This window comes from Massilia sp. (assembly GCF_031995545.1).
Taxonomy (GTDB): domain Bacteria; phylum Pseudomonadota; class Gammaproteobacteria; order Burkholderiales; family Burkholderiaceae_D; genus Telluria.
Genome location: NZ_DAMAGA010000003.1, coordinates 1 through 25,819 on the forward strand (window position 1 = coordinate 1; position 25,819 = coordinate 25,819).

Annotated in this window: 25 protein-coding genes and 2 pseudogenes; 17 read left to right on the forward strand and 10 right to left on the reverse strand. The window is 65.1% G+C overall.

What is annotated here, in order from left to right; all coding sequences use genetic code 11:
* Window positions 1-110: 110 nt before the first annotated feature.
* Complete coding sequence (locus tag RTQ83_RS03440; RefSeq protein WP_312511568.1) at window positions 111-998, reverse strand: sulfurtransferase; 888 nt, start codon at window positions 996-998, stop codon at window positions 111-113.
* 474 nt (window positions 999-1,472) lie between these two features.
* Here RTQ83_RS03440 and RTQ83_RS24270 point away from each other — a divergent pair.
* Window positions 1,473-1,595: pseudogene (locus RTQ83_RS24270) on the forward strand (hypothetical protein); the annotation flags it as partial.
* Here the strand turns inward: RTQ83_RS24270 and RTQ83_RS24275 are convergent.
* Together RTQ83_RS24275 and RTQ83_RS03450 are read right to left on the reverse strand one after the other, a co-directional pair.
* Window positions 1,547-2,131 (reverse strand): annotated as a pseudogene (locus tag RTQ83_RS24275) (EamA family transporter); the annotation flags it as partial. The pseudogenes RTQ83_RS24270 and RTQ83_RS24275 sit on opposite strands and share 49 nt — an antisense overlap.
* The gene (locus RTQ83_RS03450; protein WP_312511255.1) at window positions 2,013-3,113 is read right to left on the reverse strand and encodes an aromatic ring-hydroxylating dioxygenase subunit alpha; all 1,101 of its coding nucleotides are present in this window, start codon (window positions 3,111-3,113) and stop codon (window positions 2,013-2,015) included. The gene RTQ83_RS03450 and the pseudogene RTQ83_RS24275, both read right to left, overlap by 119 nt.
* A gap of 334 nt (window positions 3,114-3,447) precedes the next feature.
* On the opposite strand from RTQ83_RS03450, the gene RTQ83_RS03455 reads away from it, so the two are divergent.
* The 5 genes from RTQ83_RS03455 (at window position 3,448) to RTQ83_RS03475 (ending at window position 7,366) form a co-directional block, all read left to right on the forward strand.
* On the forward strand, window positions 3,448-3,711 hold the full coding sequence (locus RTQ83_RS03455; protein WP_312511256.1) for an exodeoxyribonuclease VII small subunit: 264 nt from the start codon (window positions 3,448-3,450) through the stop codon (window positions 3,709-3,711).
* 8 nt (window positions 3,712-3,719) lie between these two features.
* Window positions 3,720-4,610: a farnesyl diphosphate synthase gene (locus RTQ83_RS03460; protein WP_312511569.1), complete on the forward strand. Its 891-nt coding sequence runs from the start codon at window positions 3,720-3,722 to the stop codon at window positions 4,608-4,610.
* The gene (gene dxs, locus RTQ83_RS03465) at window positions 4,611-6,485 is read left to right on the forward strand and encodes a 1-deoxy-D-xylulose-5-phosphate synthase (RefSeq protein WP_312511257.1); all 1,875 of its coding nucleotides are present in this window, start codon (window positions 4,611-4,613) and stop codon (window positions 6,483-6,485) included. It begins immediately after the preceding gene.
* Window positions 6,486-6,647: 162 nt separating this feature from the next.
* Window positions 6,648-7,004, forward strand: a complete 357-nt coding sequence (locus RTQ83_RS03470; RefSeq protein ID WP_312511258.1) for a type II toxin-antitoxin system RelE/ParE family toxin — start codon at window positions 6,648-6,650, stop codon at window positions 7,002-7,004.
* A 2-nt stretch (window positions 7,005-7,006) separates the two neighbouring features.
* Window positions 7,007-7,366, forward strand: coding sequence for an addiction module antidote protein (locus RTQ83_RS03475; protein ID WP_312511259.1), 360 nt, complete (start codon window positions 7,007-7,009; stop codon window positions 7,364-7,366).
* 4 nt (window positions 7,367-7,370) lie between these two features.
* Here the strand turns inward: RTQ83_RS03475 and RTQ83_RS03480 are convergent, their stop codons facing one another.
* The gene (locus tag RTQ83_RS03480) at window positions 7,371-8,282 is read right to left on the reverse strand and encodes an EamA family transporter (protein ID WP_312511261.1); all 912 of its coding nucleotides are present in this window, start codon (window positions 8,280-8,282) and stop codon (window positions 7,371-7,373) included.
* A gap of 95 nt (window positions 8,283-8,377) precedes the next feature.
* Between RTQ83_RS03480 and RTQ83_RS03485 the strand changes: the two genes are divergently transcribed.
* Entirely contained in the window at window positions 8,378-9,361 is a 984-nt protein-coding gene (locus RTQ83_RS03485; RefSeq protein ID WP_312511262.1) for a LysR family transcriptional regulator, read from the forward strand.
* A gap of 16 nt (window positions 9,362-9,377) precedes the next feature.
* On the opposite strand, the gene RTQ83_RS03490 is transcribed toward RTQ83_RS03485, so the two are convergent.
* Window positions 9,378-10,277, reverse strand: coding sequence for a LysR family transcriptional regulator (locus RTQ83_RS03490; RefSeq protein ID WP_312511264.1), 900 nt, complete (start codon window positions 10,275-10,277; stop codon window positions 9,378-9,380).
* 174 nt (window positions 10,278-10,451) lie between these two features.
* Between RTQ83_RS03490 and RTQ83_RS03495 the strand changes: the two genes are divergently transcribed.
* Complete coding sequence (locus RTQ83_RS03495) at window positions 10,452-10,877, forward strand: PACE efflux transporter (RefSeq protein ID WP_312511265.1); 426 nt, start codon at window positions 10,452-10,454, stop codon at window positions 10,875-10,877.
* A 19-nt stretch (window positions 10,878-10,896) separates the two neighbouring features.
* Here the strand turns inward: RTQ83_RS03495 and RTQ83_RS03500 are convergent, their stop codons facing one another.
* Entirely contained in the window at window positions 10,897-11,604 is a 708-nt protein-coding gene (locus RTQ83_RS03500) for a 2OG-Fe(II) oxygenase (protein ID WP_312511266.1), read from the reverse strand.
* 2 nt (window positions 11,605-11,606) lie between these two features.
* Window positions 11,607-12,164: a cob(I)yrinic acid a,c-diamide adenosyltransferase gene (locus tag RTQ83_RS03505; protein WP_312511267.1), complete on the reverse strand. Its 558-nt coding sequence runs from the start codon at window positions 12,162-12,164 to the stop codon at window positions 11,607-11,609.
* Window positions 12,165-12,412: 248 nt separating this feature from the next.
* Between RTQ83_RS03505 and RTQ83_RS03510 the strand changes: the two genes are divergently transcribed.
* From RTQ83_RS03510 to RTQ83_RS03535, 6 genes are all read left to right on the forward strand, one after another.
* On the forward strand, window positions 12,413-13,897 hold the full coding sequence (locus RTQ83_RS03510; protein ID WP_312511269.1) for an FAD-linked oxidase C-terminal domain-containing protein: 1,485 nt from the start codon (window positions 12,413-12,415) through the stop codon (window positions 13,895-13,897).
* A gap of 5 nt (window positions 13,898-13,902) precedes the next feature.
* Window positions 13,903-14,967: a glycolate oxidase subunit GlcE gene (glcE, locus tag RTQ83_RS03515; protein ID WP_312511270.1), complete on the forward strand. Its 1,065-nt coding sequence runs from the start codon at window positions 13,903-13,905 to the stop codon at window positions 14,965-14,967.
* A gap of 3 nt (window positions 14,968-14,970) precedes the next feature.
* Entirely contained in the window at window positions 14,971-16,206 is a 1,236-nt protein-coding gene (gene glcF, locus RTQ83_RS03520; RefSeq protein ID WP_312511271.1) for a glycolate oxidase subunit GlcF, read from the forward strand.
* 93 nt (window positions 16,207-16,299) lie between these two features.
* The gene (locus RTQ83_RS03525; protein ID WP_312511272.1) at window positions 16,300-16,614 is read left to right on the forward strand and encodes a hypothetical protein; all 315 of its coding nucleotides are present in this window, start codon (window positions 16,300-16,302) and stop codon (window positions 16,612-16,614) included.
* A gap of 94 nt (window positions 16,615-16,708) precedes the next feature.
* Window positions 16,709-17,182 (forward strand): hypothetical protein, encoded by a 474-nt coding sequence (locus RTQ83_RS03530; protein ID WP_312511273.1) that lies wholly within the window; start codon window positions 16,709-16,711, stop codon window positions 17,180-17,182.
* A gap of 67 nt (window positions 17,183-17,249) precedes the next feature.
* A complete protein-coding gene (locus RTQ83_RS03535; protein ID WP_312511274.1) occupies window positions 17,250-18,116 on the forward strand; it encodes a DUF2145 domain-containing protein in 867 nt (288 codons plus the stop codon).
* Window positions 18,117-18,118: 2 nt separating this feature from the next.
* Here RTQ83_RS03535 and RTQ83_RS03540 read toward each other — a convergent pair whose 3' ends face one another.
* Window positions 18,119-19,147 carry an endo alpha-1,4 polygalactosaminidase gene (locus RTQ83_RS03540; protein WP_312511275.1) on the reverse strand — a complete coding sequence of 343 codons (1,029 nt, stop codon included), beginning with the start codon at window positions 19,145-19,147 and terminating at the stop codon, window positions 18,119-18,121.
* 102 nt (window positions 19,148-19,249) lie between these two features.
* Window positions 19,250-19,756 (reverse strand): pilin, encoded by a 507-nt coding sequence (locus RTQ83_RS03545; protein ID WP_312511276.1) that lies wholly within the window; start codon window positions 19,754-19,756, stop codon window positions 19,250-19,252.
* A 225-nt stretch (window positions 19,757-19,981) separates the two neighbouring features.
* On the opposite strand from RTQ83_RS03545, the gene RTQ83_RS03550 reads away from it, so the two are divergent.
* A complete protein-coding gene (locus RTQ83_RS03550; RefSeq protein ID WP_312511277.1) occupies window positions 19,982-20,446 on the forward strand; it encodes a hypothetical protein in 465 nt (154 codons plus the stop codon).
* Between the two features lie 51 nt (window positions 20,447-20,497).
* Here the strand turns inward: RTQ83_RS03550 and RTQ83_RS03555 are convergent, their stop codons facing one another.
* Entirely contained in the window at window positions 20,498-20,980 is a 483-nt protein-coding gene (locus RTQ83_RS03555) for a glutathione peroxidase (protein ID WP_312511278.1), read from the reverse strand.
* Window positions 20,981-21,196: 216 nt separating this feature from the next.
* On the opposite strand from RTQ83_RS03555, the gene RTQ83_RS03560 reads away from it, so the two are divergent.
* A complete protein-coding gene (locus RTQ83_RS03560) occupies window positions 21,197-23,473 on the forward strand; it encodes a TonB-dependent receptor domain-containing protein (protein ID WP_312511279.1) in 2,277 nt (758 codons plus the stop codon).
* Window positions 23,474-23,609: 136 nt separating this feature from the next.
* Complete coding sequence (locus tag RTQ83_RS03565; RefSeq protein ID WP_312511280.1) at window positions 23,610-25,817, forward strand: TonB-dependent receptor domain-containing protein; 2,208 nt, start codon at window positions 23,610-23,612, stop codon at window positions 25,815-25,817.
* Window positions 25,818-25,819 lie beyond the last annotated feature (2 nt).

Genomic DNA, 25,819 nt, shown 5'->3' on the forward strand with positions numbered 1-25,819 from the left:
GCCGCTCGATGGGCGCGCCGTGCACTTCGAACTAGGGATTTGAACACCTGGAAAGCGCCGGTGTGAAGGCCAGCGGAAGGCAGTATTATCGCCCGGATAGCGTTATATTTCTATGTGAAAACCATGCAATTCGGCTTGAATTGCAGGCCGTCAGTCTTGGCGACCGGCCGTGAAGGATCGCCGACCCACTCGCTCCACGAGCCGGGATACAGCGCCGCACCCGGCATGCCGGCCACTTCCAGCGCCAGCAGGTTGTGGCAGGCCGTCACACCGGAACCGCACTGCATGATGGCCTGCGACGGATCGTCGACCAGCGCGCCGAATTCCTCGCGCAGCTGGTCCGGCGACTTGAAGCGCCCGTCGGCCTGCAGGTTGTCCTTGAAGAAGCGGTTCTTCGCGCCCGGGATATGGCCGCCGACCGGATCGATGGTTTCGTTCTCGCCGCGGAAACGGTCGGCCGCGCGGGCGTCGATGACGATGCGCTGGCCATGTTCCAGATTGTCCATGACCTCGGAAACGGTCACCGTCGGCACGAACGGCGCACGCACGCTGAACGCGCCGCGCGGCTTGGCCGGAACGTCGGTGCTCAAGGGCTGGCCCGCCGCCTGCCACGCCGCCATGCCACCGTCGAGCACCGCTACCGCCTCATGACCCAGCCAGCGCAGCAGCCACCACAGGCGCGCCGCGAACATGCCGCCGTGCGCGTCGTACGCCACCACCTGCGAATCGTCGTCGATGCCGAACCCGCGCAGGGCTTCCGCCAACGCTTCCTTCTCTGGCAGTGGATGACGCCCGCGGAACACGCCATCCGGCCCCTGTTTGGCGCCCGACAGCACGTGCTCGATATCGGCGAACACCGCATGCGGCAGGTGGCCGATGGCAAAGCCTTCGCGGCCGGCCGCGAGGTTCATCAGGTCATGGCGGCAATCCACCACGACCCACTTCGGGTCGTCGATGTGGTTCGACAGTGCTTCGGCGGAGATCAGGGTCTTGTGGATTTGACGCATGGCGCGCTCCTTCAGGTTTCGCTGGCGATCGGATCGGTATCCTTGACGACGGCGCCGCGCGCCGTCTTGCGCGTATTGTAGAACGTCGCGGCCAGGCCCGAGACCAGGATCACGGCGATGCCGAGCCACACGTGCCAGTCGAAGCGGTCGCCCCACAGCGCCAGGCCCCACATGCTGGAGAACACGATGCCGGTGTACTGCAGGTTGGCCACCACCAGCACCTTGCCGACGCGGTAGGCGCGCGTCATCGCCATCTGCGCCATCAGCGCGGCCAGGCCCAGGCCGAGCAGCAGGGCCAAGCTATATGGCGTGTGCGAATGGAACACGGCGCCCTGCGGGCCGTCGCCGGCCAGCGTCATGGTCAGGCCGACCAGGGTGGTGGTGAGCGAGAAGTAGAACACCACGCGGTATTCCGGCTCGCCCAGCTGGCCCAGGTTACGCACCTGCATGTAGGCCATCGCCGAGATCACCGACGAGCACACGCCGGCCAGGCCGCCCAGCCACTGCTGGCTCTCGACCGCCGGCTGCAGCACCAGCGTCACGCCGAAGAAGCTCATTGCGATCGCCACCACCAGCGGCCATTCCGCATGCTTCGTTCTAGTCCACCAGCCGAGCGCGAACATCCAGGCCGCGATCCAGATCGGCGCCATGTAGTTCAGGGTCATGGCGGTGGCCAGCGGCAGGCGGCCGATGGCGAAGAACCACAGCCACAGCGACAGCACGCCGACCAGGCTGCGCGTCAGGTGGGCCTTGGGGAAGGGCGTCTTGAACGTACCGCCCTGATGACGCACCAGGAACAGCAGGACGGTGGTGCCGACCAGGCCGCGGTACATCAGCAGTTCGGAAGTAGTGTAGAACTCGGACGCGAGCTTGACGCCGGCGCCCATGGCGGCGAAGGCGAAGCTGGCGAACAGCATCCAGAGTGAAGCCATGTGAATCCAGATAAAAGTTCGCGCGCCTGGGGCGCGCGAACGGGTTACTGATCGGGTAACTGCAGGGTTACGATTACAGCATGTTCCTGCTTCGGTACCACTCGTGGAAGTGCTGCATCCCGTCTTCCATCGGCGACTGGTACGGCCCGACTTCGTTGACGCCGCGCGCCAGCAGGATCTTGCGGCCGGCATCCATGCGCAGGCCGATCTCGTCGTCCTCGACCGCGGTTTCCATATACGCCGCGCGCTCGGCCTCGACGAACTCGCGCTCGAACAGCACGATCTCTTCGGGGTAGTAGAACTCGACCACGTTGCGCGTCTTCTGCGGGCCCATCGGCCACAGGGTCGACACCACCAGCACGTGCGGATACCACTCGACCATGATGTTCGGGTACAGCGTCAACCAGATCGCGCCGTGCTTGGGCGGCTGGCCGTTGTTGAACTTCAGGACCTGTTCCTGCCAGCGTTTGTAGGCCGGCGAACCGGACTTCTGCAGCGCGCGGTTGACGCCCACGGTCTGCACGCTGTAGTCCTGGCCGAATTCCCATTTCAGGTCGTCGCACGAGACGAAGTTGCCCAGTCCCGGGTGGAACGGCTCGACGTGGTAATCCTCCAGGTAGACCTCGATGAAGGTTTTCCAGTTGTAGTCGCACTCGTGGATCTCGACGTGGTCGAACATATAGCCCGAAAAGTCGAGGTCCTTGGTCACCGACAGGGTGCGCAGCTTGTCCATGACGTTGTAGCCGTTCTGTTCGAACAGCAGGCCGTTCCAGTTCTGGAGCTCAGTCTTGGACAGGTTCAGGCACGGCGTGTCGGCGAAATGCGGCGCGCCGATCAGCTCACCCTTGAGGTCATAGGTCCAGCGGTGCAGCGGACACACGATATTGTTCGCGTTGCCGCGGCCGTTGAACATCAGCGCCTGGCGATGACGGCAGACGTTGGACAGCACCTCGATGCCGCCGGCATTACGCACCAGCATGCGGCCTTCGTCTTCGGCGGCAAGCGTGGCGAAGTCGCCGATTTCCGGCACCATCAATTCATGCCCGATATAGCGCGGGCCCGCCTGAAACAGCTGCTGCATCTCGCGCTTGAGCAGCGCTTCATCAAAGTACACATTTACCGGAAGCTGCGCGTTCGAGCGCGCCAGCTTGGCGTGGGTAGCCAGATCGGACATCCCAACCCCCCTTACGTGAATCAAGCCAAAGAAGAGAAAGAATCCAAAGACCAGTATCTTTATCGGAGGAATACGGTATTTCGGACAGAACCGGAGATTATACCGTGGAACGGGCTCTACCGTCTCGGGCCGGCGCGCGATTGTGGCGGCAGGGTGTTTGAGATTTGCCGAAAAAACATCGGTTTCATGGCGAAGGGAAGGTTTCGGTCAACATCCGGACCAATCCGCGAGTTGTGATTGGTGCAATGTGCGCCCCCTGCTGGGATGGATTGATCTAAAATACGCGATTGGATTGACCCATGGCGCACAACTGGCGCCCTCACACTACCGACTTATGGCAAAGAATACGACAGCGGATGCGGCAGTGGCCACGGCCACGCCACCGCAATCCTTCGAGCAGGCGATGGCCGAACTGGCCCAGCTGGTGACACAGATGGAATCCGGCGCGCTGCCGCTGGAAGCCTCGGTCGCGGCGTATGCGCGCGGCTCGGAGCTGGTCAAGTACTGCGCGGCCCAGCTGGAAAAGGTCGAGTCCCAGGTCAAGGTGCTGGAAGGCGACATGCTCAAGCCGTTCTCGGACGACGAGGGGGCTCAATGACCACATCAATGACGGCGCCGGCATTCTCGGCCTGGACGCAAGAGGTCCAGCTGGAAGTCGAGCGCGCGCTCGACGCTTTCCTGCCGCCCGCCACGGCGGTGCCGCACAAGCTGCACGAAGCGATGCGCTACACCACCCTCGGCGGCGGCAAGCGCGTGCGCCCGCTGCTGGCGTATGCCGCCGGTGCGCTGTTCGGCGCCGACGCCGCTGCGCTGGCGCGCGTGGCCGGTGCCGTCGAGATGATCCACGTGTATTCGCTGGTGCACGACGACATGCCGTGCATGGACGACGACGCCCTGCGCCGCGGTAAACCAACGGTGCACGTGGCCTACGACGAAGCGACCGCGCTGCTGGTCGGCGACACGCTGCAGGCGCAGGCCTTCGAGGTGCTGGCCGGTGCCGACCTGCCTCCTGCGCGTCTGGTGCAGATGATGCGCCTGCTGGCGCAAGCCGCAGGTTCGGCCGGCATGTGCGGCGGCCAGGCGATCGACCTCGATAGCGTCGGTCTGGCCCTCAAGCGCGAAGAACTTGAGCGCATGCACCAGCTGAAGACCGGCGCCATGCTGCGCGTCTCCGTGGTGCTGGGCGCGCTGGCCGGACGCGACCTGGCGGCCGACGAACTGCAGGCGCTGGACAAGTATTCGGCCGCCGTCGGCCTGGCGTTTCAGGTGGTCGACGACGTGCTCGACGCGACCGCCGATTCGGCCACGCTGGGCAAGACCGCCGGCAAGGATGCGGCAGACAACAAACCGACCTATGTGTCGATCCTCGGACTGGAGCCATCGCGCGCGCTGGCCGAGCAACTGCGGCGTGAGGCGCATGATGCGCTGGCGCCATTCGGAGACAACGCTCAGCGGCTGCGCGAACTCGCGGACCTGATCGTGCAGCGGAAGGCCTAAATGAACCTGCTAGATAACATCAACGACCCCGCCGACCTGCGCCAGCTGCCGCGCACCCAGCTCACGCCCCTGGCGCACGAGCTGCGCCAGTTTTTGCTGGAGTCGGTCTCGAAGACCGGCGGCCACCTGTCGTCGAACCTGGGCACGGTGGAACTGACCATCGCGCTGCACTACGTGTTCGACACCCCGCGCGACCGCATCGTGTGGGACGTCGGCCACCAGACCTATTCGCACAAGATCCTCACCGGCCGCCGCGGACGCATGCCGACGCTGCGCCAGCTGAACGGCCTGTCGGGCTTCCCGAAGCGCGACGAAAGCGAATACGACACCTTTGGCACCGCCCACTCGTCGACCTCGATCTCGGCCGCGCTGGGCATGGCCGCAGCGGCCAAGCTGAAAGGCGAAGACCGCCACGCGATCGCCGTCATCGGCGACGGCTCGATGACCGCCGGCATGGCGTTCGAGGCGCTGAACAACGCGGGCGTCGAAGAAGACTGCAACCTGCTGGTGATCCTGAACGACAACGACATGTCGATCTCGCCGCCGGTGGGCGCGCTGAACCGCTACCTGGCGCGCCTGCTGTCGGGCCAGTTCTACGCCGCCGCCAAGAACGTGGGCAAGAGCGTGCTGCCGGCGCCGGTGCTGGACCTGGCGCGTAAACTCGAAGAACACGCGAAGGGCATGGTGGTTCCCGCCACCATGTTCGAGGAATTCGGCTTCAACTACATCGGCCCGATCGACGGCCACGATCTCGATTCCCTGATCCCGACGCTGGAAAACATCAAGAAGCTGAAAGGCCCGCAGTTCCTGCACGTGGTGACCAAGAAGGGACAAGGCTACAAGCTGGCCGAGGCCGAGCCGATCCTGTACCACGGCACCGGCAAGTTCAACCACCTGGAAGGCATCAAGCCGGCCACCGCGCCGGGCAAGATCACCTACACCGAAGTGTTCGGCAACTGGCTGTGCGACATGGCGGCCGCCGACAAGCGCCTGGTCGGCATCACGCCGGCGATGCGCGAAGGTTCGGGCATGGTGCGCTTCCACCAGGAATACCCGCAGCGCTACTACGACGTCGGCATCGCCGAGCAGCACTCGGTGACCTTCGCGGCCGGCATGGCCACCGAAGGCGTCAAGCCGGTGGTGGCGATCTACTCGACCTTCCTGCAGCGCGCCTACGACCAGCTGATCCACGACGTGGCGCTGCAGAACCTGGACGTGACCTTCGCGCTCGACCGTGCGGGCCTGGTCGGCGCCGACGGCGCCACCCACGCCGGCAACTACGACCTGGCCTACCTGCGCTGCATCCCGAACATGGTCGTCATGGCAGCATCCGACGAAAACGAATGCCGCCAGATGCTGACTACCGCATACCACTATCCCGGCCCGGCCGCGGTGCGCTATCCACGCGGCGCCGGCGTCGGTGCGCCGATCGTCGAGGCGTTGACGTCGATCGAGATCGGCAAGGGCGAAGTGCGCCGCACCGGCAAGGAAGTCGCGATCCTGGCCTTCGGCTCGATGGTGGCGCCGAGCCTGAAAGCGGGCGAAGAGCTGGATGCGACGGTCGCCAACATGCGCTTCGTGAAGCCACTCGACGTCGAGCTGGTCAAGCGCCTGGCCGCCGAGCATGAGTACCTGGTGACGGTGGAAGAGGGCTGCATCATGGGCGGCGCCGGCGCCGCCGTGATGGAAGCGCTGGCCGCCGCCGGCATCGCCAAGCCGGTGCTGAACCTGGGCCTGCCCGACAACTTCATCGACCAGGGCGACCCGGCCGCGCTGCTGGCGTCGGTGGGGCTGGACGCCAAGGGCATCGCGGCTTCGATCCGTGCGCGCGTGAAGGCGGCGGGCGAACCGCGGCTGGTGGTGAACAACGGCTGAAGCGGTTTCGCTTCGTGACCGAGAGCGGCGCCATGTGCGCCGCTTTTTTTTGGGATTGATGTACGCCTGGCGCAAGCGGCCTCGCAGGATGGATAGTTATCGGTAGACTTTGGTTGACTTGTGTGAACAAGTGATTACAATGTTTCGATGCAGAGGAAATCCGTGAAGCGTACGCTGGCATTTCGTCGCTGGTATGACGATCTCGCCGATACGATCGCAAAGACCATGGTCAGTGCACGAATCGAGCGTGTACAGGCGGGTCTGTATGGCGATGTCAAGCCATGTGGCAAAGGCGTATCCGAGCTCAGGATCAATCATGGACCTGGCTACCGCGTCTATTTCACTGAGACGCTGGACAACAGCATCCTTCTGCTGCTTGTAGGCGGCGACAAGTCGAGTCAGCAAGCGGATATCGGGCGCGCCCAGGAGTTGCTGGCCGAGCTGAAAGACCAACGCGACATCAGCTTGAGGGAGAAGGCGGCAGCCACTCGAACGACCTCAAAAGCAAGGAGGAGGTAACCATGCAACACCATGACGACGAATACAGGTTGGACACGCTGGACGGCATTGAAGGCCTGGATGACTTCGATGTCGCCGACAGCTTGACGAGTGACGCGGCGATTGCTGCATACATCAATGACGTTATCTCCAGCGGAAATCAGGCCCTTATCAACGAAGCGGTGAGGAATGTGATTCGAGCCCGAGGCGTTGCAGCCGTAGCGGAAGAAGCCGGCCTGACGCGCGAGGGCGCATACAAGGCCCTGCGCCCGTCGAGCAAGCCACGGTTTGAAACCATCGCAGCCTTGCTCGATGCGCTCGGCATGGCAATCAAGGTCGTTCCAAAATCATCGGACGATAACAGCTACGCACAGGTTGCATGAGGCATTACCGGCCATCCCGGTTCGTCGCGCGTGTGCACACGTACACCGCACCGGCAGTAACAACAAATCCAGCCAGCGCCATCACGCTCAAGGTCTCGCCCAGCACCGCAAACCCGAGCAGCGCCGTCACCCCCGGAATCAGGTAGAACAGGCTGGCCACCTTGCTCGCCTCACCCTTGCGCATCATGAAGAACAGCAGGCTGATGGCCCCGATCGAGTTCACAACCGACAGCCAGCCTGAGGCCAGCAGCAGCGCCGGCGTCCACTGCACCTGAAACCCTTCGACCTGCAGCGACAGCACCAGCGCCACGACGCTGGCCACGCCCAGCTGCACGCAGCCGCCGGTGCGCAAGTCCATGCCGGCGCAGTACTTCTTCTGGTACAGCGTGCCGAGCGTGATGCCGGCCAGCGCCAGCAGCACCGCGCCGTAACCCGCCAGCCCCGCGCTGCCGGCGCCGACCTTGTCGCCCACCACCAGCAGCACCCCGCACAAGCCGCCTGCAAGGCCGAGCCACTGGCGCGTGTTGACCCGCTCGTCCAGGAACACGCTGGCGCCGAGCGCCGTGAACAGCGGCATGGTGCCGACGATCAGCGCCGACACGCCGGCGCTTACACCCAGTTTCAGTCCCGTGTACAGGCCGGAAAACTGCAGTGCCTGGATCAGCAGGCCGACCACCACCAGGTGCGCAACCTGTCTCCGGTTCGCCGGCCACGGCGCCCTCGTCAACAGCGCCACGATCAACAGCACCAGCGCCGCGACGCCAAAGCGCAGGAACAGCAAGGTGAACGGCCCGGCATAGGGCAGGGCGATCTTGCCCACCACGTAGCCCGAGCTCCACATCAGGATGAACAAGAAGGGCAGCGCGAACGGCGCCGCAATCGCGCCCGTGACTTTCGAAGCAGTCAGTGTCGTCATGTTTCTCTCCGGTTGGTGTGAAGGAGAGACTATGGGTTATCGTTTGTCATTACAATACGACGGAAAGACAACTCACTGTTTCCTGCGGAGACACCATGCCCGAGCTCAAACCCCGCGACTTTGCCGACATCTGGGCCTTCGTGCGCGTCGTCGACACCGGCAGTTTTTCGCAAGCAGCGCGCCAGGTGGGATCGACCAAAGCCGCCGTCAGCAAGGCGGTGGCGCGGCTCGAAGGCGCGCTGCAGGTCAAGCTGCTGAACCGCTCGACGCGCTGCATCGGCCTGAGCGAAGCGGGGCGCGCGATCCACGCGCATGCCCAGCGCATGGTCGACGAAGCGCGCGCGATCGAAGCCACGCTGGCCGGCATGCAGGCGGGGCCCAGCGGCACGCTGCGGGTGAGTACCTCGATGGCGTTCGGGAACAGCCAACTGGCGTCGCTGCTGCCCGAATTCATGGCACGCTATCCCGCCGTGCGCGTGGTGCTGAACCTGAGCGACCGCCACATCGACCTGGTGGAAGAGGGCATCGACGTGGCGCTGCGCCTGACCCCGAAGATCGACCTGATGAGCGCAGTGGCGCGGCCGGTCGCTCCACTGCGCTACGTGCTGGCAGCGTCACCTGGCTACATCGAGCGCAGCGGCATGCCGCCAGACCTCGACGCGCTTGACGCGCACCGCTGCCTGACCTTCGCCGACAGCGGCCCGGGCGCCACCTGGAACTTCGAGCGAGATGGCATCGCGCTGGCCTTCCGCCCGGCCGCCGCGCTGGCGATCAACAGCAGCCAGATGCTGCGCGAAGCGGTGCTCGGCGGCGCCGGCATCGCGATGTTGCCGACCTTCGTGGTGGGCGAGGACATCCGCAGCGGCCGCGCGGCGCAGGTGCTGCCGGCGCTACGGCCGGTCGGCATGTTCGGCAGCCAGGTGTCGGCGGTTTACCTGCACGACCGCTTCCTGCCGCAGAAGGTACGGGTCTTCATCGACTACCTGCTGGAGAAGATGGGCGAGCATCCGCCGTGGGACGCTTTCATGCAGCAGGCAAACCGGGAGCTGCCGATTGACGTGCTTCGCAGCGGCCCTTGAACGATCCTGGCGGTGTTCAGGCCGACAGCCGCGGTTCCTGATATTCGCTGAACAGCTGCTCCACAAAATCCACCACTGCCCTGACACGCGCGCTCGTACGCAGACCCTTGTGCATCGACAGCCAGATATCCTGATCCAGTTCGCGGATATGGGGAATCGCGGCCACCAGATTTTGAGCGTCACCGGCAAGAAAGGTCGCCAGCACGCCGAGGCCGGCGCCATGCGCGACGCCATCCAGGATCCCAAGGCCGTAGCTGCACCTCATCCACGGCGCCGGCGCGCTAGGTAATGCGCGCAACCAGCGGTCGGACTGGAACTCCGCGCGCGGTTCGTCGAAGCCCACGAACGGCACGCCTGACCAGTCGCGCTTCGCCAAGGCGCCCGCATGGCGCTTGGCCACCTCACGGCTGCAATACAGTCCGAAAGACAACGTACCGATCCGGCGCGTGACCAGGTCGAGCTGTTCGGGACGGTAAGGCCGGATCGCGATGTCCGCTTCCCGGCGCGTCAGGCTGTAGGGGCGGTGCGAGGTGATGATTTCCACCTCGACGTTGGGATAAGCCTCATGAAACGGGGCGAATCGGGTCGTCAGGAAATAGGACAGCCACTCGTCCGTATTGATTCGCACCAGGCCCGACGCGGTATGCGCATCCTGGCGATCGCGCGAGCGCTCGACGTCCAGCGCAATCTCGCCCATCTGCTCGGCCAGTGCGATGACATCGGCACCGAACGCTGTTGGAACGCAGCCGGCCTGGAAACGCTCGACCAGTTTGTGCCCGACCGCGTCCTCCAACTCGTCGAGCCGGCGCGACAGCGTGGCCGCGCTTACTCCCGCCTTCCTGGCCGCACGGCGTAACGTGCCCTCGCGCGCGATGAGCAGCAGCAGCCGCAAGTCATCCCAATTAAGCTGTTTCATATTTGAAGCACGCTGTCTCGATTTTGTCTGTATGCAACCATTTATCGAGTATGCGATCATGTTTCCAGAACGTCAAATATCTATCCGGACAAAGGCCTTCAACTGGTCCGCGATTGCCATTTATCGACTGTTACCCGGCGCCGCCGGGAGCGGCTACAAGAAAGAAAAATCACCATGCGTACATTCCGCGATCGCGTCCGGCACGCGCTCCTGTTCGAAGCCGTTGCCCTGGCCATTTTCATTCCCGGATCGGCGGCGCTGTTCGACGAGCCGATGCAGCACATGGGCGTGATCGGCGTTGCGTCGGCGACCATCGCCACGGTCTGGAACTTCGTCTTCAACATGGGATTCGACCGCGCCATGCTGCGTCTGCGCGGCACGCTCCATAAAACGATGGCGATCCGGGTGGCCCACACATTCCTGTTCGAAGCAGGACTGGTCGCGATGCTGATCCCGATGATTGCCTGGTACCTGGGTATCGGCCTATGGGCGGCGCTGCTGATGGACCTCGCGATCGTGACCTTTTACCTGGTCTACGGATTCCTGTTCAACATCGCCTACGACCGCGTCTTTCCAATCCCTGCTGCAGCAGCGGCATAGCTGAGACGCGGCAGGTGTTCTAGGTCTTGCCCGGCTGACCGAACAGCGCTTCGGCACGCTGGTACAGGATCCACGAGGTAGCGATGTACTTGTCGCCGCTTTTCGCCACATTGCCCTTGTGGGTGTGCGTGAACCCGGCCGGCGCAATCACCAGCCGCCCCTTCTTGGGCGCGATGCTGCGGCCCTGGTACATGAACTCGGTCTCGCCGCCTTCCTCGACGTCGTTCAGGTAGAACATCCACAGCAGCACCCGGTGCAGCGACTCGCAGCTGGCGTTCTGCGGATAGATCTCGGAATGCCAGTGGTGGTAGCCGCCGCTGCTCTGCAGGTACTTCTGCAGGTTGACGGTGCCGGGGCGGTACAGCACGCGCACCAGGTCTTCGATGTAGTGGCGCCCGATTTCGTCGAAATTGGCCATCGACAGCACGGTCGGCGCGCCGGTCTTGGGATGCGCCAGCGTCGGCGACAGGGACCCCATCAGCATCATGCGGTAGCGGTCGACGTACTGCACCAGGTGGCGCATCATCGACGCCAGCAGCAGCTGATTGGCGTCTTCCCATTCGGGATGGCCGTTGATGGTGATGTCGTAGCTGTCCTTCTTGGACACGTCGACGCCGTTGCCGGTGCGCCCGCGCACCACCTTGTCGCTGGCGTCGAAGCGCGCCACCAGGGCGTCGCATTGCTGCGCCGTGAGCGCGTCGTCATACACGCCGATGAAGTCTTCCATGCTCAGCCCCGCTTGCGCTCGTGCTGCCACAGCACGTCGCTGCCGCCGGCGAAGCGGTTCAGCACGCGCGCCAGCACGAACATCAGGTCGGACAGGCGATTGACGTACTGGCGCGGATAGGCGCGGATGTCTTCCAGCTTCGACAGCGCCACGATGGCGCGCTCGGCGCGGCGGCACACGGTGCGGCACACGTGGGCGATGGAGGCCGCGCGCGAGCCGGCCGGCAGGATGAATTCCTTCAGCACCGGCAGATCGGCATTGTATTTCTCGAGCAGGCCGTCGAGGCGCACCACGTGCTCTTCCTTGATCATCTGGTAGTCGCCCGGGATGCACAGCTCGCCGCCCAGATCGAACAGGTCGTGCTGGATCGAGACCAGCTCTTCGCGCAGCTCGGCCGGCATGTCTTCGCACAGCAGCAGGCCGACGAAGGAATTGAGCTCGTCGACCTCGCCCAGTGCGTGGATGCGCGCGCTGTCCTTGCCGGTGCGGCTGCCGTCGCCCAGGCCGGTGCTGCCGTCGTCGCCGGTGCGGGTCGCGATTTTCGAAAGTCGGTTGCCCATGATCTTGCCTTATGAAGAAGTCAATAAAAACGATGGGTCGAGGATACGCCAAATCGCCGTAAATGTGGTAGAACCTATCCCAGTAGGTGGGGGGAAGCTCATGGCGATGCATGGCAAGCGCAGGCAAGGCGCGAGGAGGCCGTGTGGCGAGCCACACAACGACGAGCAACGCCGCCTGCGCTTGCCAGGCGCGCCAGGAGCGACCCCCGCCTACTGGGAAAGGTTCTTATAATCGAGCCATGCAAGAGATGGTTACAGAGCCTGCTTTTGACATCGCGGCGCGGCGTGCGCAAGTCGCGGCGGCACTGCGCGCGCGTCTTCCGGACGGATGCGTCCTGTCCGATCCCGAAGATACCCGTCCCTACGAATGCGATGGATTGGCCGCCTACCGCCAGCTGCCGCTGATCGTCACCCTGCCTGGCGACGAACGGCAGGTGCTGGCGATCCTGGCCGTCTGCCGCGAACTGCAGGTGCCGGTGGTGCCGCGCGGCGCCGGCACCGGTCTCTCGGGCGGCGCGCTGCCGATCGCCGACGGCGTGGTGCTGTCCACCGCGCGCCTGAACCGCATCGTGCAGGTCGACCCCTACGCGCGCACGGCGCTCGTGCAGCCGGGCGTGCGCAACCTGGCGATCTCGGAAGCGGCCGCGCCGTACGGCCTGTACTACGCGCCCGATCCCTCGTCGCAGATCGCCTGCACCATCGGCGGCAACGTGGCCGAGAACGCAGGCGGCGTGCATTGCCTCAAGTACGGACTCACCGTGCACAACGTGCTGCGCGTGCGCATCGCCACGGTCGATGGCGACGTCGTCGAGCTGGGCGGGGCCGCGCTCGACGCCCCGGGGCTGGATCTGCTGGCCGTGTTCATCGGCTCCGAAGGCATGCTCGGCGTGGTGCTGGAAGTGACGGTCAAGCTGGTGCCGCGACCGGCGCTGGCGCAGGTGATCATGGCCTCGTTCGCCGACGTGGCCGCGGCCGGCAACGCGGTGGCCGACGTGATCGCGGCCGGCATCATCCCGGCCGGGCTGGAGATGATGGACCGCACCTCGGTGCGCATGGTGGAGCCGTTCGTGCAGGCCGGCTACGATCTCGACGCGGCCGCGATTTTGCTGTGCGAGGCCGACGGCACCGCCGAAGAGGTGGCGGAAGAAATCGCGCGCATGCGCGCGGTGCTGGGCGCGGCCGGTGCCACGGCGCTCACGGTGTCGCAGAACGAAGCGGAGCGGGTGCGCTTCTGGTCCGGGCGCAAGAACGCTTTTCCGGCGGCGGGACGCATCTCGCCCGATTACTACTGCATGGACGGCACCATCCCGCGCAGGCAGCTGGCGCGGGTGCTGGCGGGGATCGCGCAGATGGAGCATACCTATGGCCTGCGCTGCTGCAACGTGTTCCACGCGGGCGACGGCAATATGCATCCGCTGATCCTGTTCGACGCCGGCCGGCCCGGCGAATTCGAACGCGCCGAGGCCTTCGGCGCGGCGATCCTGGCGCTGTGCGTGGAGGTGGGCGGCACCATCACCGGCGAGCATGGCGTGGGCGCGGAGAAGATCGGCTCGATGTGCGTGCAGTTCCGGCGCGCAGAGCTGGACGCCTTCTTCGCGGTCAAGCGCGCCTTCGATCCCCCGATGCTGCTCAATCCCGACAAGGCGATCCCCACGCCGCGCCGCTGCGCCGAATTCGGCAAGCTGCACGTGCACCACGGCGCGCTGCCGTTCCCCGACCTGCCGCGTTTTTGAACGGGATGCCTTTGGACCAGATCGCCGACTTCCAGGACCGTGTGCGCGCCGGCCGGCCGTTGCGTATTCGCGGCGGCGGCAGCAAGGACTGGTACGGCCAGCGCCTGGAAGGCGATATCCTCGACACGCGCGGCTACGCCGGCATCGTCGACTACGAGCCGACCGAACTGGTGATCACCGCGCGCTGCGGCACGCCGCTATCCGAGGTCGAAGCCGCGCTGGCCGAACAGCGGCAGATGCTCGCTTTTGAGCCGCCGCATTTCGGGCCAGGGGCCACGATCGGCGGCACGGTCGCCTGCGGACTGTGCGGCCCGCGCCGCGCCACCAGCGGTGCCACGCGCGACTTCGTGCTGGGGGCGAAGCTGCTGGACGGGAAGGGCGATGTGCTGTCGTTCGGCGGCCGCGTGATGAAGAACGTCGCCGGGTATGACGTGTCGCGCATGCTGGCCGGTTCGCTCGGCACTCTCGGCCTGATCCTGGAAGTCTCGCTCAAGGTGCTGCCGCGTCCCTTCGCCGAGAGCACGCTGCGTTTCGAGCTCGGCGAGGCCGATGCCATCCGGCGCCTGAACGAATGGGGAGGCAGGCCTCTGCCGATCTCGGGAAGCTGGTGGCATGACGGCGTGCTGGCGCTGCGCCTGTCGGGCGCCGAGGCGGCTGTCACAGCGGCGCGGCGTGCGCTCGGCGGCGACGAGATACCGGAGGCTGCCGCGTTCTGGACCGGCGTGCGCGAGCAGCGGCTGCCGTTCTTTGGCGGCAGCGAGGCATTGTGGCGCCTGTCGCTGCCGTCGACCGCCGGCGCTATCGCGCTCAGTAGCGCGCAGGCGATCGAGTGGGGCGGGGCGCATCGCTGGCTGCGTGCGGACAGCGATGCGGCATTTGCGCAAGCAATCCGGCGCATCGCAGAGGACTGCGGCGGGCATGCGACGCTGTTCCGCGGTGGGGACAAATCGGTTGGCGTGTTCCATCCGCCGGCGCCGGCGCTGGGGGCGATCGGGGCGCGCATGCGCGCCGCCTTCGATCCGCACCACATCTTCAATCGCGGGCGCATGTTCCTGCAGCGGGAGGACTGAACGATGCAGACCACGCTCGCCGATTTCATCAGGGGCACGCGCGACGGCATTGAAGCCGAGAGCATCCTGCGCGCCTGCGTCCACTGCGGCTTCTGCACCGCGACCTGTCCTACCTATCAGTTGCTGGGTGACGAACTCGATGGTCCGCGCGGGCGCATCTACCTGATCAAGCAGGTGCTGGAAGGCGCCGAGCCGACCCGCAAGACCCAGCTGCACCTGGACCGCTGCCTTACCTGCCGCAACTGCGAGACCAGCTGTCCGTCGGGCGTCCGTTATGGACGGCTGCTCGATATCGGGCGCAAGGTGGTCGAGCAGCGGGTGCCGCGTCCGCTGGGGGAACGCATCCGGCGCACCACGCTCAAGGAGGTCTTGCCGCGCGCCGCGTTGTTCAAGCCGGCCCTCAGGGCGGGGCGTGTGCTGCGTCCGCTGCTGTCGCGCGAGCTGCAGGACAAGCTGCAGCCAGCGCCCGATCCCGGCCGCTGGCCGGCGCGGACGCATGCGCGCAAGATGCTGGTGCTCGATGGCTGCGTGCAGCCGGCGCTGGCGCCCAACATCAATGCCGCCGCGGCGCGCGTGCTCGATGCGCTCGGCGTGCAGCTGATCGTGGCGCGGCAGGCCGGCTGCTGCGGCGCGCTGCGTTATCACATGAACGACCAGGAGGCGGGGCTGGACGACATGCGGCGCAATGTCGATGCGTGGTGGCCGTATGTGGAACAGGTGGAGGCGATCGTGATGACCGCGTCGGGCTGCGGCGTGACGGTCAAGGAATACGGCCATCTGCTGGCGCACGATCCGGAGTATGCCGAACGGGCACGGCGTATCAGTGAGATGACGCGCGATGTATCCGAGGTCCTGCCGCAGTTCCAGGCGCAACTTGCCGCGCTGGCGCAGGGCAGGGGCGGGCGGCGCGTGGTGTATCACCCGCCGTGCACGCTGCAGCATGGCCAGCAGATCCGGGGCAAGGTAGAAAGCGTGCTGCGTGCGGCTGGCGTGGACGTGGTGCTGTGCGCCGACAGTCACCTGTGCTGCGGCTCGGCCGGGGCGTACTCGATGCTGCATCCGGACATCGCGCATGCGCTGCGCGAGCGCAAGCTGGCCGATCTGGCGGCGACCGGGGCCGATGCGATCGTGTCGGCGAATATCGGGTGCATTACGCATCTGCGGGCGGGAACGAACGCGCCAGTGACGCATTGGATCGAGTTGCTCGATCGCGTGCTGGAGGAGCGGGAGCGTGGCTGACGTGCCGGCAAGTTGCCAAGCGGCGTCCCGCCTGCAACTGATCCGCGTCCGTGATAGCATCGGCCCGATTTCACCAACTACCCGCATACCGACGTGAGTTTCACCTTTCAACTCATCCGCGACGACGAGGGCTTCCCTGCCGCCGTGGTCTTCGAAGACAGCAGCAGCCCGGGCCTGGTCCCGGTATGGGAAGCGGCCGGCGTCTACGATGCCCTCTACAACAGCGACGGCCAGCTGGCGCGCGACGTTTCGCGCACCATCGCCTACGGCCTGGACCGCGTGATCGAGGACGCCACGCTGCAGCAATTGCTGCCGCCCGGCGTGTCGATGAACGAGGCAATCCGCTTCCTGGACAACGTCAGCCGCGGCTGCACCACCCACGCTGCGGCGTGGATTCGCACCCGCTGACGCGGCAAACCGTGTCGCTGGCGCGACGGATGGCTGGTCGCCGGCTGCAAGTGCTTGTACCATAAGGACATTCAGCTCGACGGGAACACCATTCATGACCACTTCCATCTACACCCGCGCCCTGTGCGCCGTTGCCATCGCCGCCGCTTCTGTCGTGGCGACCGTGCCGGTCCACGCCGACAGCTTCGCTTCCTCGGCGTCCAGCGCGGGTTCGGCCTCGTCGGCCAGCATCTCGGATTCGATCAGCAGCTCGAGCAACAGCTCCAGCGGCGACGACCGCATGGCAGCCGGCCAATACCGCGTGATCGACATCGCCCAGGCGCCGGCCAAGCCGAACACCACCCGCATGACGCTGCGCGCGGTGGCCGGCGGCCCGGCACACGACTACCACCTCGACCTGCCGAACCGCGCGCTGGCGCAGCGCGGCGTCGGCGTGGGTGAACTGGTGCAGGTGAGCGAGCGCGTCTACGGCTACGAGTTCGCCTACGCTGACACCCGCCGTCCGTTCTTCCTGGCGCTGCAAAACGACTGGCAGCGCGACCTGGGTTCGCGCCAGGTCACCATCTGACTCTCCATTTGATAAGCATTTGAAGCTTTCACGTCTTGCCGCCGTTGCGCTGACTTCGGCGCTCGCCATGGGCGCGAGCGCCGGCGCGCGGGCAGGCATGCCCACCTTCTGCGAACGCCCCAACAAATTCACCGCCGCCGACCAGGACCGCGTGCTGCGCTTTGCCGGCGTAGTGAAGCAGGAGTTGGAACGCTCCGGCGCGCGCGTCGCGTTGATCTCGCGCGCGGGCCTGGACCTGAGCCGCTTCGGCCTGCTGTATTCGCATGCCGGCATCGCGCTCAAGGACGATACAGACGGCCCGTGGACCGTGCGCCAGCTGTATTACGCCTGCGACGAATCGCGTCCGCGCCTGTTCGACCAGGGCGTGGCCGGCTTCACGCTCGGCGCCGAAACGCCGGCCAACGGTCATGTGTCGCTGGTGTTCCTGCCGGATGAGGAGGGCGCCTTGCTGGAACGCGCCGCCGCCGACAAGCGCCTGGGACTGGCACTGCTGGCGGGAAGCTACAGCGCGAATGCGTATGCCTTCGGCACGCGCTACCAGAACTGCAACCAGTGGGTGGCGGAGCTGATGGCCAGCGCCTGGGGCAGCCTCGATGGCGGCGTGGACGCGCGCGATCAAGCGCAGTCGTGGCTGCGCGAGCAGGGCTATACGGCGGGTCCGGTGAGGATACCGTCGCACCTGATGATGTTCGCCGGGCAGTTCGTGCCGCTGGTGCACATGGCCGATCATCCGGTGGACGACCTGCATGCGCTGGCGCTGCAGGTGAGCGTGCCGGCGTCGATCGAGGCCTTCGTGCGCCGCCATGCGCCGCAGGCGCAACGCGTCGAGGTGTGCCACGACCAGGGCCGCGTGGTAGTGCATCGCGGCTGGGAGCAGCTGGGACCGGAGTGCCGGCCGCTCCCGGGCGACGAGGTGATCGCGATCGAGCCCTAGCGTTACTGACTGCAGGAGTAGCGGAACGATCCGTCCAGCTTCAGCGGCAGCACCAGCGTGCGGATGTTCAGCGTGGCCGAATCGCGGCACAACGCATCGCGCGCGCCGCCGGTGTTGTTGCGGTAGCGCGCCGCGTATTCGGCGTTGAACACCGGCTTACCCTGGCTGGTGAAGGCGGTGTAGCCGCCGCATTCGTCGTACTCGTGGCACTGTTCGTTGACCGCGAAGTCGAAATGCGCAGCGAGCTGCGACAGCTGGTCGATGTCGTTCTTCAGGCCGATCGCCAGGTTGCGCGCGTGCGCCTCCGCGGCCAGGAACAGGTTGTAGTCGAGCTGCGTGGCTACCGTCAGCGCGAAGCCGGGATTGTTGGTGTAGCCGTCGACGTTGTCCGGCTCGACGCCGTCGCAGCCTTTTTCCTTGGCCAGGTCCAGGCGTGCCTTCATGATGGTGCGCACGTTGCTCGAACGCGTGTCGAGCCAGCGCTCGCCGGCCCATCCATCCAGGTTGTTGCCCATGTCTGTGGCCGCGAACTTCTTGAAGTCGGCGCGCCAGTTTTCCGAGCTGCCGCCGGAGAAGTAGCAGACCACGCGGATGCCGCGTGCCTTCAGTGCGTCGATGGTGGTTTGCGGGGTGTCGAACAGATCGATGTCGTAGACGTTGAGGGCGAGGCTGGTGTCGAGGGTACCGGTGAGCTGCCATTGCCACGTGTCGGTGACGCTTGGGACCCAGCGTGCGGGTTCGACGACCGGTGGTGTGACTGGCGGTTCGGCGGGCGTGGTCTCGTCGGCGGGAGGCGTTGGCGTTGTCGGTTCGGTGCCCGGCGTGGACGGTTCGGTTGCAGGTGGCGTTGTCTCTGCACCGGGCGTCGTGGGATTGGTCGCGGGCGTGCCCGTATTGGCTGGCGTCGTGGTGGCGGGGGCAGGGATGGTGACGATTGGTGTAGTGCCGGTCGCTGGCGCATTCGAGGATGATCCGCCGCCGCAGGCGGTCAAAGCCAGTAGCGCAGGCAAGACCCGCAGTATCGCTTTCATGTTCTTTTCCTTGTTGAGCGAAATGACAAACGGCCCGGTCGCATTTGCGAACGGGCCGTCGGGGAATCAGCTTACGCTAATTCGATGTACGAACCTAGAGGATTAGGTGGTGCCGTTTGCCGGGGTGGTCGTGGTAGCAGGGGCAGCCAGTTTCGGCAGGTACTTGGCTTCCACGATCGTAGCACCGGTTTCGGTGGCGTAGGCAGTGGTGCACGAAGCGCCTTCAGCACAGGTGATCACGTAGGTCACGGTTTTGTTGTCGAGCGCGGTCGGGCCTTGCATGGTGACGATCACGTTGGCAACGGTGCCCGAAGTGCCGTCGACTTCAACCGACTTTACATATTGGCTCTTGATATCAGTTTTAGCTTGCAGACCGAGGGAAGCGTTATCCGTGTCAGCAGCCAGGGTGCCTTCATTGAAAGCTTGAGCAACTGCCAGACGCGCTGGTGCCGACACGGTTGCGGCTTCGCTTGCTTTTGCCTTGTTGGTGTAGTCGCTGTAAGCTGGAATCGCCACTGCAGCCAGAATACCGATGATCGCAACAACGATCATCAGTTCGATCAGGGTGAAACCTTTTTGAGCTTGCTGCTTCATCGGTGCGAATTTCATGTGATTCTCCAAGTGGTGTTAAGTGGTGAGCCGGTTGGCCGTACTTTACTTAGAGCAATAGCTGTGCCAGCCTGAAATCGCCCCAAAACGTTATCAGTCGTGTATTTTTATGACTGTGCCAGCGATTTGGCACCGCAAAACCCCTGCCACCTGACAGTGCTGTTGAGCCTGCCAGAAATCTGGCAGTTGATTTAGATTGCCATGTGGCAAAAGAATGAGAGTGCCATGCAGTTCATCAACATCGCTACCGCAATGACACTGACCGGATGGAGCGAACGCACCTTCTGGCGCCGCTTCGCCGACGGCTCCGTCAAACGCGATACCAGCGCCGCCGCCGGCAAGTCGATGGTGGAATTCGACTCGATCAAGCCGCACATGGTCATCCCGCTCGGCCCCGAAGACTATTCATTGGTAGAAGCCGCCGACGGCGGCAACGCCGAAGCGCAGACCGACCTGGCGCTGCTGTTCATCTCGCACCACAAGCTCAAGCAGGGCATCGCCTGGCTCGAGGCCGCCGTCAAGCAGGAGCATGCGGCAGCGATGCGTCTGATCGGCCGCTGCCATATGGAAGGCCAGGGCGTGGACCAGGACGACAACCTGGGCATGATGTGGATCGCGCGCGCCGCCGCCAACGGCGACCCGATTGCGCAGGCGCAGATGAAGGCAGTATTAAGTAGGGTGGAAGGCTGAAGCGGGCCTCGTTCCCGGAAGGCGATCCCGCTTCAAAGAGAAAATGACGAATCAACGGGCCAGCAAGATTTCGATATCGCGGCTCAAGTCTTCCGGCTCGGTCTGCGGCGCATAACGCTTGAACACGGCGCCATCCTTATTGATCAGGAACTTGGTGAAGTTCCACTTGATCGATTCCGTCCCCAGCACGCCCGGCGCTTCGCCCTTCAGGTAGCGGAACAGCGGATGCGCATTCTCGCCATTGACGTCGATCTTGGCGAACATCGGGAAGCTGACCCCATAGTTCTTTTCGCAAAAGGCCCCGATCTCGGCTTCGGTTCCCTGTTCCTGGTGCCCGAACTGATTGCAGGGAAAGCCCAGCACCACAAGGCCGCGATCGCCGTAATGACGCTGCAATTCTTCCAGCCCTTTATATTGCGGCGTGTAGCCGCAGGCGCTGGCGGTATTGACCACCAACAGCACCTTGCCGCGAAACTGCTCCATCTCGACCGGCCTGCCATCCAGGCTGATCGCATTGAAATCGAATACGTCCACAGTCTCTCTCCACTCTTATAAAGTGTGGATTTTAAGACAACGCACGGCGCCATGGATGAATACCCGCATATGCATGTCAACGAAAGCGGGACAGCTGTGGCATTTGGCGGCTCTTAGCATTTCTTAACAATTTTTGAAGCGAGCGCGTGCGACAATCACGCTCGTTCAAACCGACCGCTCTCATTCGTTTCCATGCCAGTTCTCCGCCAGTCCGTATTGCTGCTTGTTCCGATCATCGCCGGCACGCTGCTCGCTCCCGGCTCCGCCCACGCCCAGCAGGCCGGCCCAGTTTCGCCCACCGTCGCCACCACCGCCACTACCGCCGCCGAACCGCAGACCGCTGCACCGGCCGCCGAGATGCCGGTCCAGTCCACCGTCGCCGTCACCGCCGCACGCTCGTCGAACCGCATCGACCGCCAGGCCTACGACGTCAAGAGCGACACCGCCTCGACCAACGACACCGTGGCCGACACCCTGAACAAGGTGCCGTCGGTGGCAGTCGACGCCGACGGCAACGTCACCCTGCGCGGGCGCAGCAACGTGCAGATCCTGGTCGACGGCAAGCCGTCGGCGATGATGCAGGGCGAGAACCGCGCCGCGGCACTGAGCGCGCTGCCGGCGGCCGACCTGGAATCGGTGGAAGTCATCAACAACCCCGGCGCCCAGTTCGGCAACGAAGGCGGCGGCGGCCCGATCATCAACCTGGTGATGCGGCGCGAACGCACGCCAGGCGGCTTCGCGGCGGTGAATGTCAACAAGGGCACCGAGGGGCGCTTCAACGCGTCGAGCTTCGGCAGTTACACCACCGGCCGCATGAGCGTGCAGGGTAGCCTGTACGGCCGCCGCGACAGCCGCGGCTCGGAAGGCGAAACCACGCGCGACCGCATCGACCCGCGCACCGGCGCGGTGGCCCACAGCACCCAGTCGTCGGACAGCGAGACCGACACCGACTCGGCCGGCTTCAACGGCTCGTTCAACTACAACCTGGGCGAGAAGGACGTGCTGGGCGCCACTGCCAGCTTCTCGGCCACGTCCAACGACGGCAATTCGAACGAGCGCTATCGCAGCACCGGCCTGGATGGCCTGGTGGACAGCGAATACCTGCGCAGCAGCGTGCGCGATGCGAACAGCCGCAACTACGCCTTCAGCGGACGGCTGGACCACAAGGGCGAGCGTCCGGGCGAACTACTCAAGCTCGACCTGCGCGTGTCCGGCTCCACCTCGGACAGCGACGTCCGCTATGCCAACGACTACACGGTGCGTCCGATCAACGCGCAGGCCGCGCGCACGCGCCAGGACAACCTGAACGAGACGCGCGTGATCGACTTCACCGGCGACTACGAGCGTCCGGGCGAAGCAGGCGTGCTCAAACTCGGCTACAAGGTCGCGCGCAACAGCAATACCATCGACACGCGCTTCTTGAACGTCGATCCGAACACGCTGGGCGAGAGCGTCAACCCGCAGCGCACCAACCGCTTCGAACTCGATGAGACCACGTTCGCCCTGTACGGTACTTGGCAGATGCGCCTGGGCGAGAAGTGGGGCGTGCTGGGCGGCCTGCGCGGCGAGTACACCGACCTCGATCTGGACCAGGTGACCACCAACATCCAGGCCGGCAACCATTACTTCGACGCGATCCCGAGCGCCTTCCTGACCTACGACCTGTCGGACACCACCGCGCTGCGCCTGAGCTACGCGAAGCGCATCCGCCGTCCCGGCGCGGGCGACCTGAATCCGTTCGTGATCTACCGCGATGAACTGAACGTCTCGTCGGGCAACCCGGACCTGCAGCCGACATCGACCGACTCGATCGAACTCGGTCTGGAGACCAAGCTTGGCACGGTGGAGACCAATGTGCGCCTGTACGCGCGCAAGGACAGCGACCTGATTTCGGAGCGCCGCTACTTCATCTCCGACACCGTGCTGCTCACCACGCGCGAGAACCAGGGCAGCAGCCGTTCGGGCGGCCTCGAATTCACCTTCAGCGGCCGCGCCACGCCGAAGCTGACCATCAACGCCAGCGGCAACCTGGGCTACTCCGAACAATCGGTGCTGGGCACCGCCAACAGCAGCGAGAAGCGCAATGCCACGTCGCTGAGCGGCCGCGCGCGCATCGCTTACCAGATCAACCCGACCAACAACCTGCAGCTGGTGCTCAACGCCCAGGGCAAGACGCTGTTCGGCGAGGGTTATCGCAAGCCGACCCGCAGCGCCGACATCAGCTATCGCCGCAACCTGAGCCAGGCACTGAGCCTGGTGGTGAACATCAACGACGTCTTCGACTCGCAGAAGTCCGAATCGATCACCGAGACCGACCTGCTGCGCGAGTACAGCATCCGCCGGCCGCAGGGACGCCTGGCATACGTCGGCCTGTCGTACCGCTTCGGCAGTTTCGGCAATGCCGGCCAGCGCGGGCCGCGTGGGCCGGGCGGTCCCGGTGGCCCGGGAATGGGGCCGCCGCCGGGTGGCGGCATGGGACCGGGCTTCCGGTAAATACAGGCGGTATCGACAAAACGGCAGCCGATCGGCTGCCGTTTTTCATGCGGTATGAATATTTGAACGACCATGAGTTTGGTGCGATGGAGCTATGCCAGAATACGGCACCTTCGTTCCTCCTGCCTGGTTTTCGATGCTCCGCCCAACACTTCTCGCGCTATCCCTCGCCGCTGCATTCCCTGCGTTCGCCCAGACCGATACCCCGTCCGCTCCCGCTCCCGTCACGCCTCCCGCGCCCGCATCGGCGCAGCCCAAGACCACCACCGACACCATCCAGACCGTGGAGGTCAAGGGCGGCGGCAACTCGTACGACCCGCGGCGCGACGACACCGCCAGCAAGATCGTGGTCTCGAACGAAGAGATCAAGCGATACGGCGACACCTCGGTGCTGGACGTGTTCAAGCGACTGCCGGGCATCACCGTCGCCGGCGGCGGTGGACGCGGCGGCGGCGAGATCCGCATGCGCGGCCTGGGCAGCGGCTACACGCAGATCCTGATCAACGGCGAGCGCGCGCCGGCCGGCTTCTCGATCGACGAGCTGTCGCCCGACGTGATCGAGCGCATCGAGATCCTGCGCGCGGCCAGCGCCGAATTTTCGACCCAGTCGATCGCCGGCACCATCAACATCGTCCTGAAGCGCACCGTGCGCACGGCGCAGCGCGAAGTGCGGGTTGGCTACGGCAAGAGCGAAGAGGCGAGCAACCCGAGCGCCAGCCTGCAGCTGTCGGACCGCGCCGGCAAGCTGTCGTACACGCTCGGCGCCAGCTTCTGGCGCTACAACTTCGACCGTCCGTCGCCGTTCGAGGACGCGCGCACCGACCCGCAGGGCAACCTGACGCAGTCGAGCCGCACCGAACAGCAAGACCGCGGCAGCCCGAAAGGCATCAACCTGACACCGCGCCTGAACTGGACGCTGGAGAACGGCGACACGATCAGCTGGCAGACCCTGTTCAGCTACAACCGCAACAACTACCAGGGCGACGCCGTGACCGACACGCTGCTCGGCGCCGCGCCGCTGTACGACGTGCGCGACATGAACAGCCGCGGCACCAGCGCCCTGGCGCGCTCGGACCTGAACTGGGTGCACAACCTGGAAGACGGCGCCAAGCTCGATCTCAAATTGGGCATCAACGGTTCGCGTAACCGCGGCACCTGGCGCGAGTTCGACTACAACCTCGATCGCCTGGCGCGCGACTCCACGGTGCTGAGCGACACCGATGAAAATGGCGTGACCAGCGTCGGCAAGTACTCGACGCCGTGGAAGAAGGACCATGCGCTGTCGATGGGCTGGGACGCCGGCTACACGCAGCGCGACGACGGCCGCGCCGAAATCGAACTGTTTCCGCTGCGCGGCACGCGCAACGATTCTGACGAACGCGCCGACGCCACCATCCAGCGCCTGGCGCTGTTTGTCCAGGACGAGTGGAACGTGACCAAGCAGTGGTCGATGTACGCCGGCCTGCGCTGGGAAGGCATCGAGACCACCACCGAGGGCAACACCTTCGACACCGCCACCAACCGCGCCAGCGTCTTCAGCCCACTGGCGCAGACGCTGTACAAGCTGCCAGACAGCCGCGACCAGGTGCGCCTGGCGCTGACCCGCACCTTCAAGGCGCCGGCGGCCAATAACCTGATCCCGCGCCGCTTCACCACGCCGAACAACAGCCAGACCGAACCCGATTACCGCGGCAATCCGGATCTGAAGCCGGAACTGGCGACCGGTATCGACGCGTCGTACGAGCATTACTGGGCGGAGAAGGCGCTGCTGTCGGCCAGCGTGTCGGTGCGGCGCATCGAGGACTACACGCGGCAGGGGCTGGTGTTCGAGGAGGGGCGGTGGATTCAGACGCCGCTCAACGATGGGGATGCGGTGTCGCGCAGCCTGGAGCTGGAGGCCAAGTTTCCGCTGTCGGCGGTGCTGAAGGATGTGCCGGATCTGGATCTGCGGGCGAGCGTGTCGCGCAACTGGTCGAGCGTGGATGCGGTGCCGGGGCCGGATAACCGGCTGGATCGGCAGACGCCGTTGTCGGCCAATCTGGGTGTCGACTACCGTACGAAAGACGGCAAGCTGACCACGGGGGCGAGCTTTGCGTTCAATAGCAGCGTGCCGGCGCGGGTGAATGTGGAGCAGTTCCGTTATCAGAGCGTGCGGCGGGATTTGGATGTGTATGCGTTGTGGAAGGTGGCGCCGAAGTATCAGGTGCGGTTTGCGGTGAGCAATCTGCTCAGGACGGATGGGGTGTCGGAGTCGACGTATGTGGATGAGGGCGGGGCGTTGCGCAGGACGAGTTATAGCGAGGGGTATGCAATGGGGCGGGTTACGTTGGAGTCGCGGTTCTAGAG